Origin of the sequence: Paenibacillus ginsengarvi (assembly GCF_003626695.1) — a bacterium.
GTDB lineage: Bacteria > Bacillota > Bacilli > Paenibacillales > NBRC-103111 > Paenibacillus_AB > Paenibacillus_AB ginsengarvi.
On the sequence record NZ_RBAH01000020.1, the window covers coordinates 40,754 to 59,238 of the forward strand.

Genomic DNA, 18,485 nt, shown 5'->3' on the forward strand with positions numbered 1-18,485 from the left:
CACGCAATACTTCAATTGAAGAGATAGATAACGACCATTTGGGAAAGCTGCTTACGGATGGACAAGGAAATGCACTTCCAGAGTCCCTCCCGATTGTGCATCAACCGTTACCTTCCGTTGAGGAGATGCTACCGAGTGATAGAAAAGCAAATATATTTGTTTCAAGAAGATGAAACGATCGAATACGATTCTTTGATTCCGTTTGCATGCACGACGAATTTCGTCAACAGCTTTTCCTCAAGCGGAATCTTATGGGAAGATTTTATTTGGAATTTGCAGAACAACCGACTGTTTTTGATGATGAAAAACAAAAAAGGAACAAGCATCCAAATTTTGCTTGATAAAGTCGTATTAAACTGTGTTATTAACGAGGATTGTTTTGCGATCAAGCATCTCTCTCCGAAAACGGTTCGAGCCCAAAATATGTTCATCAAAAATGGCGTAAAGTTAAAATCCGAACGAGGAGCGATCGTTTGGAAGGACAATCTCATATTCACTTACGCTACTATTCAGGATCGCGATCGTGCACGCATTGGCTTCGCTCACATGCTGCCAAAGCTTAATCTATTATTGTCAGAAGATGCCGGAGAGAAACGGGGCCAGAACCAGGAGTACGATACTGTTGAAGCCGTTGACGACGAGGATGACGGTGTCGAAAAAATTGAGGAATTGCTCGAAATCGCGCAATTTTATAATGAGGCTGAAGATGAAATTCAGCAATCTGATTCGCTGTCCGGCTCCAGGCTCGGTTACTTCCGATTTACAGCCAATTCCGATCATACGCGGGTAGAGAAGCTAGCCTATACGTTTGACGTATCTGATTTTGATAAAAACCAATATAAAAAAGGCAGCCGCGTGAAAGTTAATTCGCTTCTGGAGGACGGCTTTGCGGGAACTATTGTCAACATACAGGATGAGGCCAAACCAGGCCGAATGACCATTTTGTTCGACGATAAATTCGATATTCACGATCTTCCTTCCGCGGGAGATATAGGGCTCGAATACAATCCTGTGCAGAAGCAGGTAAGGGACGCTGTTATTGACGATATACGGAGCGGAACAAGCCGCGCCCAATATTTTGACTACATGCTGCGCGATAAGTCCGTGCTGTCTTTTGAGCCTACCGATGTATCCAGTCTTGTTCAAAACTTGCGAGAACGGAAGTACCCGCCGAATCCAAGCCAAATTCAGGCTATTGTCAAAGGTATTGAAGCGAAGGAAGCTTTGTTGGTGTTAGGACCTCCGGGAACAGGAAAAACGACGGTTATCCTGGAATGGGTCAAACATTTTGTAAAGGAAGGGAAGAGAGTACTTATCTCGTCCCAAAACAATAAAGCGGTCGATAACGTATTAGAGAGGCTGGCGAAAGAGAAGCACATTGAGACGATCCGCGTCGGCAGCGAGGAAAAGGTTCAAACCAATATTCACCCGTTCATGTTCGAGCGCAAATCGATACAATTGCAGCAAAATATTACGAAAGCGACACAGAAGCATCTGCAGTTTTTGTACAGCGATAAAGATAAGGTAAGGGAATACGAAGAATTGGTTGATAGAGGTCAGCAGAGCTGGCTTCAGTATGAGGCTATGAATAGGCAAGTACATGCTGCATACGCCTCGATTACGGAGCATACCATAAGGCCATTGAAAAGCGCATACGAACAATATCAAACGGTTGTTCATCATGCTGAGCGGTTTAAGCTGAAAATAGAGCAGCGCTTGCAGGATATTGCTAGCTATCAGAAGTCCAACAAGTTGATGAAATTGCTCCGCTACCCAATGCATCAATTGAACTTAAGAAGGTTTAAAAGCTCTTATGAACAGTATCAAACTCTTGCTGCGCAGGAAGCTCAACTGGCGGACTCCTATAACCGTTTGTACAAAACCATGCAGGAGCAGTTGGCTGAACCGGTATTTGTATCGGCTAAGGAGAGTTTGCTCGAGCTTCATAGTCATTGCGAGAAGTGGGCTCTTATGCTGCAGCAAACGCCCCGGTTCGATAGTTTTTTGCCGGCGATTGAACTGCCCGGCACCGGTATAGATTCGATAGATATATTAAACGACAAAGCGTTGCTTGATGATGTTCGGAAGCAATGTGCAGACCTTCATCAAAGAATCGAATGGATTCAAGGGGCGGTCACTAACTGGAACGGATATCTCGCACAAAAGCAAAATTATGCATTAGCGCAAGTGCTGCTGGATTCGGTTAATCTCGTAGGCGCTACTTGTATCGGTATAAATAGCCAGCCGCGGTTCAGGGACATTCAATTCGATGTGACGATTATAGACGAGGCGGGTCAAATTCAAATTCATAACGCCATCGTACCGATGAGTCGTTCTCCCAAAGTCATCATGCTGGGCGATCATCTGCAAATTCCCCCATCGAAGGAGAGCAGGGTGGAGGCCCGTTGTAATGAGATCGGAATTAGTACGGAGCTGCTCGGTACAAGCTTTTTCGAATATTTATATAAACGTTTTCCGGAATCGAACAAAATGTTGCTCGACACTCAATACCGGATGCCGAAGGAAATTGCCGACATATTGTCGGAATGGTTCTATGAGGGGAAATATATATCGTTTGATGGAAAAAGCGGGATGAAATCCGCACTACCTTCCTTGTTCAAAAAAACCTTCGCTTTAGTCTCTACTTCAGATTACGAACGAAGACATGAGGTGAAGGTCCAGGGCGAAGGCTATTACAACCCATATGAATGCCGGTTGGTGATCCATTTGCTGCAGGAAGCCCTCCAAACGATCAATCCGGATACGGTAAATCCCGGCAGCCCCTCTTATATCGTCGGCGGCAGACACTTTTTGCCTTCTGAGATTGGCGTCATTACCCCGTATAAATATCAGGTTAACTATGTACGCAAAATGGTATCGAAGCATCTTGCGCAGCTTTCGCAAGATGAAGTAAATGATATGGTGGCATCTCTGGACAGCTTTCAGGGCCAGGAACGTCCGATTATTATTTACAGCTGCACACGCAGCAATGGCCTGTCGCCTGAAGCGGCGAGGATAGGCTTTTTGAAGGAGCTTCGACGTTTGAACGTGGCGCTCTCCAGATGTCAGCAGCAGCTCGTTTTTGTAGGCGATATCGACTTCCTTGCAACGTGTAACTATCAAATGAGGGATAGTGCAGGGGAGGTGCTGACTGATGAGAATGGGGACCCGCTGTCCGGTACAAGCGAAAAAGAGTTTGCCGATTTCATGAGGCTGATCCTTGACTCTGTGAAGCAAGGAAAAGCGGAGCTTGTTCTTTCCCGGCAATTGCATGGGTTGCTTCAAAATATGTCTAGAGGTGCACAATGAGTAAAGCTGCTGTCGGTTCTTCTGCTATAAGAAATGTCAGATGGAATGTTGAATTCATCTTAAAAGATTTTTATCGGAATTATCCGCAGTTTTTCGCTGCAGGAAGGGTGGAGCTTTGTTCCAAGCTTTATTATCCGATAGCACTGCTAGAGCTGGAGGTGCTCGAAAGCGCGGGTGAAGAGTTCGATACAATCGAACACTCCATACTATCTTTGATCTATGCGGGACTGACCGACCCGGAGCAAATATGCGATGTGCTGGGGCTGCCGCTGAACTATACGATGCTGATTATTAAAGTATTGCAGGGATACGGTCATGTTACCGACAGCGGCATTACGGAGCTCGGTATAAAGTCGGCCATAGAGAATGTTAAATATACGAGAATGCGCGTTCGCCATAAAGTTCAAGCAGATACGTGGACCGGTTTGTTGCTTAGAAAAGAGATGCTTCAGCGAGTGCAGTTCCTTTCCAGTTCTGAGGAGACGAATATAAAAATTCCGCATTTGACAGCGCAGGCCTACTTATCCGACGAAACGCTGCTGCAAATAAACGAGGTCATCGCGAAATACAAACATTCGGAGCAATCTGTTTTCCATGCGAACGTAGAAGGCGTGGAAGAAATTATAGATAAAGAAATCAAGTATACCGATGCTCTATTGTTGAAGTTTACGCATTTGCCCCATCCGTTCGTTCTCCTACAGTGCCGGAGCGGGTCATCGAAAACGAGAGGGCCTCAATATGAGTGGAAGCCAGTCGCTATCTCGCAATCCAATGCCGGAATACTTATGAAAGCGATCGAAGGAATTCATGTGGTTGAGGATGAATGCTTTGAGTCATTTATCCAATTGGCGGAAGACATACAGAGCGCCATCGAGCATTCACTTGGTAATGAGTATGATTTTCGCAGGCTGCGAGCGAAGATAGAAAAAGGCTTTGGCGGCATGGTAGACGCCGACAAAGTGACATTCGGTAACACGGTAATGTCGGTTGACCTTGAAAACTTAAAACTGATGAAGCTCAACCGGGAAATATTCAGTGTATTGGAGAGCGTCGCTCTCAGCGAAAATCATGTTCCCTTTATGTGGCTAAGCAGGGAAGATGAGTTCCCGGGTATGGTTTGCTATGTGGAGACGAGACACGAAGAGCTACGATATTTTTCGAAGCAGCTTGCCGAGCTCTGGCTGAGGTTGCCTCGCGGATCCGACATTTATAACGGACTTATTTCCCAACTGGATTTCCAGGCCACTCGGGAACTTTCGGTTCAGCAGCTTCAGCTTGCGCTGCATGCAGTTGCCACATCCTATGACTCCAAGATGCAAAACGAGGTGTAGCGATGTCGATACGATTGGATGAGACGATACCCTGTCAGCAAATAACAAAGCTTGTTGCGCCATTCGGTTATCGCCGGTCTTTAGAGGAATGTCAGGAGGTACTTCCTGATAACTTGTGGCAGTTTAGCGATCCAATGAATCAAAGGCTGCTCAGGCATATTGATAATTTGGTGAAGAAGCCGTCTCACGGTGCACAGCCGATAGGCCGAAGGTGGCTGTTATCCGAGGCAGGTAGACTTGCATTCGGCATTCCCAGCGCCTCGGAATCTGAGTTGCTGCTGCAAATGGATCAGCAGCGGTATGTATTTTACATTCACTCGGTAGAGCTTTACTTGTTTGAAACAAATGTAGGGTTTGTAGTCTTTAACATACAGTTTCCGGCGAAATACACCTTGGATCAAATGATTCAAGCTAACTTCCATTTGAAGAAATTTACACTTCCGCAACTTCAGATTACTTATGACGAACAGGGAAATCGAAGGTCGGTGAACTTAGGGGCTAGCGTTCGTAGCATGGTGGAGCCATTTGATTGGGAGACGTTCTTCGAGCAGGATGAACTATTAATCGCGCTGGTTTACAGCATGGCTCTCCTTCCGCAGGTAGAAACGGATCAAAACGAATTCGACATATGGCTGGGACGAAAGTTATTTCATATGAGAAGGTCATTTGCCGATTCGTTCAAGCCTACTCATGAGCAATGTATGCTCTTGGGACAAGAAGTGGAGCCAGTATTCCAGAACAGTTATTGGGGCGCATCGATGGAAGGTATGGCTAATGTAGCCTATTTGACAGGTGATTCGAGTACAGATCATTTTTTTAAAGAGACGTATATCAATAACGTAAATACCACCTACTTTTATTTATACATCCTTGCCTTGCACCAGAGATTTGCGCTGCTCATGCTCTCAATATTAGCCTCAAGGCTGCCTGCCCAATTGGAGCGAGTGATGCTTACAAACGAAACGAACGAAATCTTGGATAATAAAGGCTATGAACTAATTTCTGAATTACAGGAAAGAATGACGTTCTTCACGCTTCGCTCATCATTTACGCAAGTAAGTAATGTCACGCATCAAGCGCGTTTGTATGAGAAGCTTCGACATACATTAAGAATTGAAGATCTGATGCAAGAGCTTCACACAGAGCTGGAGGTTCTCTCCTCCTTGGCACATGTAAGAGAACAAAAAAGGGAAGAGCGTCAAAGAATGAAAGAGCAGCATAACGAGGCAATTGTGGAAAAACGGCAAAACCGGTTTCAAAGCTATGTCATGCTAATGACAACGCTTTTTGTTGTCATCTCCACATTTGCAGATTCTTTAAATGTAGTGGGGATGGTTCAAAATCGCACCTTTCCGCCACTATATTCCGGGCCTTTTTATTTGCTGCTTTCTTTCGGTTTGCTGATTGCCGGAGCGGTAGCGATGATGTTTTGGGTTATGATAAGCAATTGGCACTTTAAGAAAAGATATACGAAGCATCAATGAGGCGGCAATATATGAGGTGTAAGTTTTACTGAAAAGAAATTGTGGTGTGAGCTATTTGACGCTTACGATATAAAAATTGGAAGCCTAATTCGGGAAGCCCGGCGCTTGGGTTTATTTCCAGATGACAAGACAAGAATGAAGAGCCTTTGAAACGACTTGACCGTTGTTTGAAGGCTTTTGTTTTGTTATTTCCAGCATGTACATACGTTTGGAGGGGGTGCCAATGCGAAAATGGTACGAAACACAGAAAACTGTCATACATTGTATATTCTTTCCGGTCAACTAGTACTATAATAGTAGAAAAGTAGGTACTACGTTCTAGGAGAGTCAGCATATGGCATATATGGTCCCGGAAACGATCCCGAGAAGCGCAACCGCCGGAGAGCGTATTTTGTTTGAAAGTTTGAAAGCACATTTGCCGAGCGATTACATCGTCTACTACGAGCCCGAGATTCGGGGGAGAAGGCCGGATTTCGTCCTGATCGGCCCCGATCTGGGCATTGTCATACTGGAAGTGAAAGACTATACGAAAGGCACGTTGTATCAAATCAATCACGACGAATGGCTGCTGCGCAATACGAGCGGGGCACTCGTCAAGACGAAAAGCCCGCTCAAGCAGGCGAGAGAAAATGCGTTCATTCTGACCGACCATTTGAAAAAGGATAAAAATTTACTGCAGGAAGGCGGAACGAACCTCAAATTTCCTTACGGGTTCGGCACGGTGTTTACCAGGCTTAAGCAGGAAGACTTTATCAAGCACAATCTGTACCAGGTCATCGAGTCTGCATTTGTGCTCTGCCGGGATGAGATCGATCCGGATGAGGAAGGCTTCTACCCGGACATTGTGCTGGAAAAGATTCGCGGCATGTTTACCGTATGGCCTCCCAAAAGGAACGTGCTCACCCACGAGGACATACAGGCGATTCGCTTCCATCTTTTCCCGGAAGTGCGGATCAGCGCCGAGTTCAAGACCCCGACCCAGCATCAGGACCAGCTATTGCTTTCGCTGCATAACATCAAGACGATGGACCTTCATCAAGAAAACTTGGCCAAGCAGCTTGGAGATAAGCATCGTCTCATCCGGGGAGTGGCCGGAAGCGGCAAAACGCTCGTACTCGCCAGCCGGGCCAAAATGCTCGCCAAAACGCAGCCCGATTGGAAAATCCTTGTCTTGTGCTATGGCATCCCGCTATCCCGCAGTCTGAAGCAAATGATCGTGCGAATGATGAACGAACCGGAAGATTTACTTGACCTACTTCAGCCAGCATCGTCGGTGAACGAAACCGAGTCCCAGATCGAGGTATACAACTTCCATGAGTGGCTGCGTAACAGTCTGCGTATGAAGGAGGCGGACATTCCGGATCTGCTGGAGAAGGCGGGAAGGAGCGAAGCAATTTTGCCGACCTATGATGCGATCATGATCGACGAGGGACAAGATTTCGAAGCGGATTGGCTCAAGCTGCTGGGATACTGCCTGAATCCGGATACCCAATCGCTGCTTCTGGTGGAAGATCGGGCCCAAACGATATTCAAGCGAAAGAAAAGCCTGGCGCAAGATATCGGACTCGATTTCCGCGGACGCTCCAAAGTGCTGTCGATCAACTACAGGAATACGGCGCAGATCGTTCAGTTCGCCTGGGACTTTTATCAAAAGCACTCGCAGTTGAAACATACCGTACAGGAGGGCTCTATCGAAGGAATAGAGATTATTCCGCCGCAGTCTACGAAGCGAAAAGGACCGGAGCCGATCATCAAAAGCTTCGGTAGCCTTCAGGAGGAAATGAACTTCGTCTCGAAATCGATTACGTTCCTGCATCGCGAGAAAAACATTCCGCTGGAGGATATCGCTATCTTATATCGGGTCAAGAACAGCTTCAAGACCTCCTATATCGATGAGATCAAAGATAGCCTGAACAATCACCAATTGCCCTATACCTGGATCACGGAAAATGCAGAGTCCAAGCGGAACTTCGTACGGGACGAGCATTCGATCAAAATCTCTACCATCGACAGCGCTAAAGGGCTCGACTTCCGCGCCGTTTTTATCGTTAACGTGGAAAGTATGCCTTTCCCTCTGGAGGAGGTCGAGGAGCGGGAGGTTTCGCTGTTCTACATTGGTATGACGCGTGCGCTCGAGTGGCTATTCCTTACATATAGTGGGCAATCCAAGTTTACGGCATATTTGGACGATGTGGCCAAGATGAGGAGCGAGCGTCAGCCCTCGGGGGCGCAGTTGGGGTGAATGGGGGTAAGGAATTTATAACAGTATAGAGCTGTTAGCACAATTAAGGTTTAATGCACATGTAAGAGATGCAAAAATTTTGTTTTTGGGGCCGTGTATTAATGAAATTTTTAAATAACCTTTTGGGTGGACTAATTGGGAGTATATTAGGTGGTATTTTAAGTGTATATGGAACTTTGTGGGTTCTTGAAGTTGACTTTACAGTCGATAATGAGGCAGCTGTAGTAGAATTAGTTTCTGCTGAATCAACGATTAAAAAGATGTTACAGGAAGAACCATTTCAACCTAATTATAAATTGCTTAATCTAGATGTTAATTGGAAAAAGGTTGTTTTAAACTTCAAAAACGAACAGTTAATGGAAGTAGTAATTGATCTAAAAAGATTAGATGAGCTGCGGAATATAATATTACAGACACAGTCTACAGAAGAAAAGCAGATTTTAATAAATAAATACAAGAACGAGGTAGAGATTTTGAGAAATGGAGGCTTCTTACAAAGAAGGATTGAAGAAATGAAAGAGGTGATTTCAAAAGCAGACCTCAAGACAGGTTTCTTTAAAAGTCCTGGCTTTTCAGAAAAAGAAAACAATGTCGATAAATATTCTCTGGGGGTGCTTGGGCACAAATAACAGAAGAAAAACAAAGTATGCAACATCTTAATTATTTGATGCTTCCTTGGTTATTGCTGATTATTATATCGGGATAAGGAAATTATTTATGACAACAAATAACAAAATTAATAACAATCGACCGACGATCCTTGGCTTTATTATTTCAATATTTTCTAGTATAAAAGAGCACTATATAATTTTCTCCGTGGTATCCTTGGCAATTAGTTTTCTATATGTTCAAGGATTAAATGGTCCATTTATTGGACTAGAATTATTTACAGATGTACAAGTAGCTCTACCAATTTCTAGACAAACGATTGTACTAAATGGCGTTTATTTTATTGTGAAATTACTTTTTGCATTCATGCTTTCATATATACTTTGGACAACAAAGCATTATCTAAAAGACAAACTAAATCAATTTCGAATAAAGCCATTTAATTCGTATATTGCCAATAAACTAATAATTATAGTACAGAACGATTTTGGGAAAATATATATATGCATTATCATGCTATTAGCTGTTTTGCCTACACTATTATTTGTCTTGGTACCCCCGGATTTTCTTATTCAATATGTAAATAGTTTTTTTATTGGATATTATACTGTTAGCTTTTTTTTCTTTATCTCAGTTTTCTTCTATTTAAAAAACAAAGTTGAAAATGTTACAAAGTTGATCAATATAGACCTAAATAATATATATTATTTAGAAAACAGAGTACACTATCTTTTCATTATAGTTCTATTTCTATTAATAACATTAGCATTCTCGTTTTCTTTCCAATTTTTTGGAGTGTTATTTCAAGCTCATAAGATTAATAATATTGAAAGGGCGGGAAATAGTTATAAAATGGCAGATGTTTTTATTAAAAATGAAAGAAGTAGCTACTTATTTATAGATTTATCAAAAGACTTCTTTATTGGTTACAATACGTCGCAAGGGAAAACGGAGATTATTCCAATTAAGAGTATTGAAAAAATTGAAGTTTGGAATGCTAATCCTAAAGTGAAAATCTTAAAATTGTCCGACATTAATAATCTGAATAATTCGGTTATTGAGTGCGTTAAAAATTATTATAAGCATAGGTTGGAAAAACCATCCGCTGAATTATATGTATCTTTGCTGTCAGAAAGATTTTACGGTGAAAAGAATTATATCGCTACAAGTATTCTTCAAAAAATTTGGGATACTGAAGGCAAATATGCAGGTATAGAGATCAAAGAGTTCTATGGTTATGAATTATCTGAACCTGTATTAACAAAGTCTGGTTATGAAGTTTATGCACTTGAATATTGGAAAGATGTTGATCGGTATACTAAATTTGTATTGACGATCGAAAATGGAGCCTGGAAAGTTGATTCAGTAGAAATAGTAAAGCCATTTAAATTTACTTTATCTTAGGGGTTGGAAATAGAGTGGAGATTAAGCACGCATATGCGTGTTTTTCTTTATATTATTTATTTTCAGCTCCAGCGACTTTTCCAAAGAAGGAATCCACTGGTAATCGTCGAATCATGCTAATGTATGTCGAAAGACCTAAATACAATACCGACAGCCCAAGGTGATCCCAATGACACTTCCCACGCCCTTAACGGGCATATTTGCACATAAACAAAAATCGTACAAGATGGTGCTCATTCTAGCCCTGCTCGATCTGTTCGGGGAACTGAAACAGCATGAACTATCCATAACGCTTGTAAGAGCGCGTTTTCTAAAGCTGCTACAAGCCCGAGAATCGCAACAACTACCAGTCGATCCACCGCCTGAGAGCGTTGGGCAGCGCTGGGGTACGGTGCAGGGGTTCCAAATCAACAGCCTCATGCAGACGCCAATTAAGGCATTAAGCTCAGTTCTCATATTTGACTCAGGCGAGCAGACGCTTCGTTTCACGGACGAGCTACGCGACCAGTGGTCCGAGCAACTGGCATCGGAGCTCCGGGAGTATGCCATCCGTGAACTGGATAGCTACTACGAGCAGCAGCGTCCGCCGGTACGTACTTCCCTGCGTGAATATTTAACACAAGTAATGTCCGGATATGTTGAGGCGAAGCGAGAGCCGTTTACGAATCACCCGCTAGGTACACTCATAAGGCGTACGATTCCGCAGGAAATCCATAAGCTGCCTTTTATCAATCAAAGCAGGATGCGCATTCAGGGTTCTGTCGGTATGGGCAATTGGGCCACGGTACCGTGGATCGCTATTATGGACCGTAGCAATACGGAAACGACCCAGCGCGGAGAGTATATTGTATACTTGTTCGCCCACGATATGAGCGCGGTGTATTTAACATTAGCTCAAGGAGTCACCGTACCGACCAAAGAAATGGGCAGACCTGGAGCCTATCAATATCTTAGGCAGAAAGCGGAACAGATTCAGACCCTACTCCCGCTCGAAGGGATGTATAAAGACCAAAATATCCAATTGACCGCTTCCGGTCTAGGGCAGGACTACCAAGTATCTACGGTGGCGTATTACCGGTATGACCGGGATCAATTGCCCAGTAACGAGCAGCTTATTGCCGATCTTCGCAATGTCGTCGAGAACTATACGCAATATGTGGAGATCCAAGCTTCTAATGAACAGAAGGAGTTGCTGGCAGTGGAACCCCTATCGGTCCCGGATCAAGTACGGGCTATCCAAACCTATATAAGGCGCAAGGGCTTCGCGTATCCCAACCATCTGATCGAGAACTTTTACTTATGCTTGAAAACCAAGCCGTTTGTCATCTTGGCCGGCGTCTCCGGTACTGGCAAAACGAAGCTGGTCAAGCTGTTCGCTGAGGCGATCGGAGCTACAAGCGCCAATCGTCAATTTACCTTAATCCCGGTTCGGCCGGATTGGAGCGATCCATCCGACTTACTTGGGTACAAAGATTTATCCGGCGCTTTTCGCCCCGGCAAGTTAACTGAAGTGCTGGTAGAAGCGTCTTTGCCCGAAAATCAAAACAAGCCCTACTTCATATGTTTGGATGAAATGAACCTGGCTCGGGTCGAACACTACTTTAGCGATCTGCTCAGTGTGCTGGAAACGAAGGAATGGCAAGAGGGTCGGATCGTTACAATGCCGCTGCTGCATCGCGATTCCTTGACGAGCGAGGAGGATCGGCAACGATACGGCAATCTGCATCTGCCGGACAATGTATATCTGATCGGTACGGTCAATATGGACGAGACCACACACCCATTTAGCAAAAAAGTATTAGACCGTGCCAATACCATCGAATTCAACTACATTCATCTCGGTCAATATCCAGAGGATGAGGAAGAGGAGGGCGCTCCGGAAATTACGGCTGTAGCCAATTCTTTCTTGCGTTCCGAATACTTGCAGCTCGTAGATGTGTACCGGGATAACCGGGAGTTTATTCAAGAAACGACCGATAAGCTAGTGAAGATTAACGGCATATTGGAAGACATCCACGCACATGTTGGGTTCCGCATTCGGGATGCTGTTTGCTTTTATATGCTATACAACGTACGTTTCGAGCTAGTGGATTCGGCTGTCGCCTTCGACTTGCAGCTTCTTCAGAAGATTTTGCCTAGAGTACAAGGAAGCAGTTCTGCGGTAAAAAGAATGCTGTTGAAGCTGATGGAGGAAGCTCTCGGTCGACGCTTGGCGATGCAGGAGCTTATGGAGGATGCCTCCGAGCTGTACCAGAATGGGTCAGCTTACGACGAGGCGAAATACCCGCAAAGCGCCAAAAAAATTGCCTTCATGTTGCGGAGGTTAGAGGATGATGGCTTTACGTCATACTGGCTTTCCTAATCATCAGACCGAATTGCTTCGTATAGAAACAAATCTGTTTAACCTGTATATCCAGGGCAAGCCGTTCCATCCAACCGTCGAGACGTTGCAACTCCACCGGCAGGACGATACAGAATGGACGACGGCGCATTTCCAGTGCATGTCGCTTACGCCTTCGCTATCTATCCAGTCTATCTCGATCTTCTCACCCGAAAGCGGAGAGTTGACGTCTTGGATGGCGGGTATCCCGGTGCATCCGATCTTTTACGAAACCCAGTCCTACGAACTGGTTATCGAGAAAAAGCAAGACGTGGCGATACAATTCCACCATGACAACTTGTACATACGCCAATCGATCAAGCCGCTGGGGAACATGATCTTATCCGGCATTCTGAACTTTCAAAACGAAGTCGGGCACACGGAGTTGGAGCTTCGCCGGAATGGAGAAGCCCTGTTTCGGCTACAACTCGAAATATTTCCGTCGAAGATGGACTACAAGAAAGATTACCAGATGATCTTACATGACGTAAATGAACAGATCTATAATCTTTCCTTCGATTTCTTGCGTAAAACGTATCATTTATCCGGGTTAAAGGAGACGCAGAGCCAGAGCCTGACTGAATTTTTCACGATCCTACAGCATGTGTTCGATCAATTGGTGCAAGCTGTCGAGCGAATTAAACAATCGCCGCATTCGAAGCTTCAGGTGGAGAACCGGCTAGTGGAAGCGGCTCGGGTTCGCAGAGCGGGGAAAGAGAACATTTGGTTCCTATCCAAACGGCCCAATCTGCTCGTTGAGGATTCTCTGCACGGAAGTATCTCGGTCCACGGACGACGACTTACGCCTAGCCACGTTCTGGAAACGAAGCGACATATTAATTTCGATACTGGCGAGAATCGGTTTGTACGCTGGGTGTTGCTTCGCATCCAGCAGAAGCTGAAGGAATTGAAGTTCCGCTTCGTGCAAAAAGGGCGAGCAGAAGACCCCCTACTGACGCGAAAGATGAACTTGATGCAAACCCAGCTTCAGCGCATGTTAAAGTACGATTTCCTAGCGGTTGGCGAGATGAGACAAATGTCCATTTCGCTTGTGCTGCAAATGGCTGTCGGCTACCGGGAAGTGTACCGGTATTACCTCATGTTGATGAAAGGACTCTCGATCCAGAGCGACTTATTCCGACTGTCGATGAAAGACCTTGCCTTGCTATACGAGTATTGGTGCTTTCTCAAAATCCATCACCTACTCAGCAAGCAGTATGAGCTAGTGAAGCAGGACATCATTCGAGTGCAGCGCGGCGGCTTGTTCGTCACCTTGGATCGTACGCAGAAAGCCAAGATGGTATACCGCAATCCGCGGAACGGCGAAACTTTTACGTTGTATTACAATGCTTTGCCAAGTGGGGACAAGACTCCAACACTATCTCAACGACCGGATAACATCCTTACGCTCAGGAAAAACGATGCATCGGTGGAGTACAAATACATCTTTGATGCCAAGTATCGACTAAACCCGGCATACGAAGGGACGCCTTATCGGCGGGACTACAAGACACCGGGTCCAGAGGAAGACGACATTAACACGATGCACCGATACCGGGACGCGATCGTCTACATGGACGATAAAGAAAAGGAATACGAGCGTAGCATGTTTGGCGCTTACGTCCTCTTCCCGTACCACAATGAAGAGCAGTTTCAACAGCACCATTTCTACAAAAGTATCGAGACCATCAATATCGGAGCATTCCCGTTCTTGCCAAATTCGACGAGCTTGATGGAAAAGTTTCTGGATGAAATCATCCTCGACAGTCCGGAAAAAGCTTACGAGCGGGCTACGCGCCCTCGGGGAACGAAGGAATATTACAAAAACAAGCTCTCCGGCAAAAATGTACTGATCGGCGCTATGAGCCAGAAGTCGCAGCTAGACGCCGCGCTGGAGCATCACTTCTACCATACTCCGCTCAACAATATTACCGACCATAAAATATTAACGCGGATAGAGTATGTAGCGCTCTATCAGTCGATTCAATTGTTCGGGCGGGAAGAAGCTGGGATACGCGTATATGGTAAGGTCGCCGACTGGAAGGTTGTGCAGAGGAAAGAGATTACCCAGATTCCATCTGGACGTGGGGCAGCCGATGAGTTATACGTGGTGTTTACGGTAGATGAGTGGGTCAAGCGCGCTAAGCCAATCCTGCCAGGCGGGAGCGGTGTACAGCGAGTGATGTATGCGAGTAAGTATGTGTTTGATCGGGCTTTAGAGGTTGGGGAGTTGCGGGGGTAGGTAGAGGTGAGGTGTGAAAATATATATTTAGGAGAAGCAAGCTTATGGGTATAGAGACCCCTCTTGGGTATTTAGTGGTGTAGGTGTTACTTCTGCAATATCATTATTTGCAGTGGTTCGCGTGTTATAGAGGAGAAAGCGCTTTTAAATGAAAATATCCTCTTATTAAGAAAAATTACTATAGAATCTTATAGTTATCGCAGCTATTTCGATTCTTGGTTTATCAATCGGTGAAAGTAAAATTACTGAAATTACCATTAGTTATAATTTACCTTATCAAAGTCCTCTTCCGACTACTTTACTATACTCGCTATTACTCTTGTACTAATACTTTTTATATTCATACTTATTAGGTTCCCCAAAAATTTAGGAAGAAGATTTTTTTGAGTATTTTTCGAGATAAGAGCGTACCAAGTTTGGGGGTCTTAGCTTATATTATGCAATTGATTCTTCAAACAAACTGCGACGAGCCCCAGGCCGGCATCGGCAGCATGCCGACCGTGCTCGAGGCGACGCACCCCAAGTTGACGGTGGTACGCTTCCACGGCCGTAACGTCGCCGAGTGGAACAACGCCGGCGACAGCGATTGGCGTGAAGTGCGGTACCTGTATGAGTACAGCGAGGCGGAGCGCGTGGACTGGGCGGACCACCTCACGCAGCTGGAGTAACGGATTGGAATCATCTTCAGCAACAGCTCCGGCGGGCTGCCGCCGGCAATGCTAAGCAGCTGATGGCGATGCTCAGGCTGGGGGGAGCAGGATCTCGGGCAGCGGCAGTTGGATTTGTGCTGGCGCGGAGGGAACACCCGTGGGTATACTTAAGGTAAATATTTCTACGGTTATGGTATTTATTGGATTCAAGCCTTGCAATGATTGTTAGATTAATTATGATTAAAACTTGAAGCAATTATTTCATAAAAGTGAGGAATCCGCGATGAGAATAGATATAGCAACACCGGATCCAACTCGGTATATTATTGAGCACGAAGGTGAAATTCGATTAGAAATGATGGAATGGCCTAATAAAACTTTAAGCCTACTTTTGGATGCACATCAACTTGCGAAGAGTGGTGATAAGGAAGAGAAAGTAAACCGCATTCTTCAAGCAGCAAGGGATCAGAGTATCACTTTAAGAGTATTACAAATTTGGAGAGAAAAGCTATTAAAAGAAGGAAATCGTCATATTTTCATTTACGATATCGTTGAACAAGATGCAAACAGAATCAAATCAACAGAAGTGTATGAAGAAATAGTTGCCCAAAATGGTTTGCAAAGGATTAATCAATTGTATAATGATACTGAGGATGGTTTAGTCTATTCTAGTTTTGAAACTACTAATGATTTGGTTTCAAAAATAAGCTTAGCTTTTAAAGAGAAAAAGACACTAAAGAATGTCGACTACGCTAATAATGCAATTCATACTCAATCAATTGATTATCATATCTTTGTTGACATTAATCTTATTGATAATTATGTAGCAATAAATTTAGACCCTAAATCAGGTTTAATGGAATACGGCACAACGGATGAGCGAGTATCAATTGTAAAAATTGCAGGCACATATGCCGATAAAATAAGTGAAGTATTTGGAATCAACTATCTGGAAACAAGAGAATTAACCCAAAATGCCTTATATAATATTTGGAAAGACGCAACTGCTTATGACATTCCTGAACTTGAAACAGTTATGGATACCGTAACTCAGGGAACAATTGATTTTGTTAATAGTTATGAGGGTGCACTCAAGCTATCAGATGATGCGAAATCTACGCTTGTGAAAAGGATACTTGCGAATTTCCAACATATTTATATCAAAGAAAACTATGCTGACATTGAAGAGGCTATTGCCCATACACGTGGAAACCGACCAGGCTTTATAACAGAACATAACGTGCGAGAAAGAACTGGAAGCACTTTTAAACAACGTTCAGCGGACCGAGAAACACCAATTGAGGAAATGGATACTTTTGGCGATACCCAGGTTACAATAGACGAATTAGGCCGGGTCGAATATTTAAAGTATACTTGGAATGGTTTAGAGGGTATATCCAAAGCTATCCCGACTATAATGGATAGTAAATTCGGTTTTGATTATATAATTTTTACGAGACATGCCACTTTGGAGGAGATTAATCATGTTATTTCCCAATTTAGACGTTATAAAGGGAATATCAGGATTGCCAGGCTCGGTCATTGATACACTTGATGACTGGCTTTCTTCTCGACGTTTTAATCACAAACGATATATACTTCCCCAATATTTTTCAGATGACAATCATGAAGTGCCTTATGAACAGGCACGTCAAGCAATGTATTGGGCTGTAAAAGTTGGTGTCCTCAACACCAATTATGAGTTGTACTGTCCTCGGTGTAAGGAAAGAGTCCATGTAGTTCATCGGCAAATGGATATTCCACATGATATATTTTGTAATGATTGTGGGTACTCATTTGATCCTTGGGAATTCCAGAACTTAATTCAAATTTCTTTTGACATTAAGGAAGAAGCCCGAGGGGGAGTTACGTTTGACAGAACATAGCTTAGCAAACTTATCTCATGATGAACATTACACAATACTTATTGCAGATGAAGAGTATTGTCCAATGGATTATGAAAGAACACAAGAACTAATTAATGATGTGAAGAGGTCTTGGGCCTCTATTGCAAAAGACGCAAATAATAAAAAGGGGCGGTCGTTAGAGGATCTTGCAGTATTCCTAACGAGTTGTATTATTCCTTTTGATGTCGAACATGATATTCATACAAATTCAAACCAGTTTGATGGATTTGTGGAGGTACGTAGTTATAACGGAAATAATCCATTCCTCGCATCTGTAGGGACATTTTTTCACGCCGAATGTAAAAATGAAAACAGTGCTGTGGATATAACTCATGTTCAAAAAGTGGGGGCGATTATGGATCATCACCACTTTAACTTTTCTATCATTTTTTCAAGAAAACGAGTTACTGGTTGTGGTAAATATGAAGCTGCGCAAGCGTATATTATAACTTTGTTCAGTGGTAAAGAAAAGCGTATAATAAACATACCTTTTACAGATATTGAATTAATGGTAACCGAACGCAAGAATTTCTTAACTCTTCTAAGAGAAAAAAATAAACAGCTTGCATTACATGATTTGCAGGGGAATACGTTGGAGACACAACTGCGAAAGATACATGAGTTGTATAGGCAAGGTATAATCACAGAAGAACATAAAAATCATATTAACGATATGATCATTGAATCATATGACGAAAGATGACCTTGTTCTCAAACGAGGTTATCTTTTTTTATTTAAGTAGCAGGCGAAATTAATATAATATTAAAAGTACAATATAAAGCTCATTTAGCCTGAACTATAACGTACCTAAACACTTAGAGCGAGTTTACTCTCCATTCTTATCCACCTCGGACATTTAATTTAAAGGAACTTGTCGTCTTTATATCGAAATAGGAATGGTGCTTAAGACATATTAGCGTTCTGGT

At 43.7% G+C, this 18,485-nt stretch carries 11 protein-coding genes; all 11 read left to right on the forward strand.

Features of this window, described 5'->3' with window-relative positions:
- Positions 1 to 135 precede the first annotated feature (135 nt).
- The 11 genes from D7M11_RS23905 to D7M11_RS23955 all read left to right on the forward strand — a co-directional run bounded on the left by D7M11_RS23905 (position 136) and on the right by D7M11_RS23955 (position 18,261).
- A complete protein-coding gene (locus D7M11_RS23905) occupies positions 136 to 3,309 on the forward strand; it encodes a DEAD/DEAH box helicase (RefSeq protein ID WP_158606803.1) in 3,174 nt (1,057 codons plus the stop codon).
- Positions 3,306 to 4,640, forward strand: a complete 1,335-nt coding sequence (locus D7M11_RS23910; protein WP_120749784.1) for a hypothetical protein — start codon at positions 3,306 to 3,308, stop codon at positions 4,638 to 4,640. Before D7M11_RS23905 ends, D7M11_RS23910 begins: the two co-directional genes overlap by 4 nt.
- 2 nt (positions 4,641 to 4,642) lie before the next feature.
- Entirely contained in the window at positions 4,643 to 6,124 is a 1,482-nt protein-coding gene (locus D7M11_RS23915; RefSeq protein WP_120749785.1) for a hypothetical protein, read from the forward strand.
- A 334-nt stretch (positions 6,125 to 6,458) separates the two neighbouring features.
- Positions 6,459 to 8,366 (forward strand): 3'-5' exonuclease, encoded by a 1,908-nt coding sequence (locus tag D7M11_RS23920; RefSeq protein WP_120749786.1) that lies wholly within the window; start codon positions 6,459 to 6,461, stop codon positions 8,364 to 8,366.
- 101 nt (positions 8,367 to 8,467) lie between these two features.
- Entirely contained in the window at positions 8,468 to 8,995 is a 528-nt protein-coding gene (locus D7M11_RS23925) for a hypothetical protein (RefSeq protein WP_120749787.1), read from the forward strand.
- Between the two features lie 88 nt (positions 8,996 to 9,083).
- Positions 9,084 to 10,379 carry a hypothetical protein gene (locus D7M11_RS23930; protein ID WP_120749788.1) on the forward strand — a complete coding sequence of 432 codons (1,296 nt, stop codon included), beginning with the start codon at positions 9,084 to 9,086 and terminating at the stop codon, positions 10,377 to 10,379.
- Positions 10,380 to 10,605: 226 nt separating this feature from the next.
- Positions 10,606 to 12,741, forward strand: a complete 2,136-nt coding sequence (locus D7M11_RS23935) for an MrcB family domain-containing protein (RefSeq protein WP_240041280.1) — start codon at positions 10,606 to 10,608, stop codon at positions 12,739 to 12,741.
- Positions 12,710 to 15,001, forward strand: a complete 2,292-nt coding sequence (locus D7M11_RS23940; protein ID WP_240041281.1) for a restriction endonuclease-like protein — start codon at positions 12,710 to 12,712, stop codon at positions 14,999 to 15,001. Before D7M11_RS23935 ends, D7M11_RS23940 begins: the two co-directional genes overlap by 32 nt.
- Positions 15,002 to 15,438: 437 nt before the next feature.
- Positions 15,439 to 15,669 (forward strand): DUF72 domain-containing protein, encoded by a 231-nt coding sequence (locus tag D7M11_RS37505; protein WP_240041282.1) that lies wholly within the window; start codon positions 15,439 to 15,441, stop codon positions 15,667 to 15,669.
- 265 nt (positions 15,670 to 15,934) lie between these two features.
- On the forward strand, positions 15,935 to 17,197 hold the full coding sequence (locus D7M11_RS23950) for a hypothetical protein (protein ID WP_120749790.1): 1,263 nt from the start codon (positions 15,935 to 15,937) through the stop codon (positions 17,195 to 17,197).
- 326 nt (positions 17,198 to 17,523) lie between these two features.
- Entirely contained in the window at positions 17,524 to 18,261 is a 738-nt protein-coding gene (locus D7M11_RS23955; RefSeq protein ID WP_120749791.1) for a hypothetical protein, read from the forward strand.
- The last annotated feature ends 224 nt before the right edge of the window (positions 18,262 to 18,485 follow it).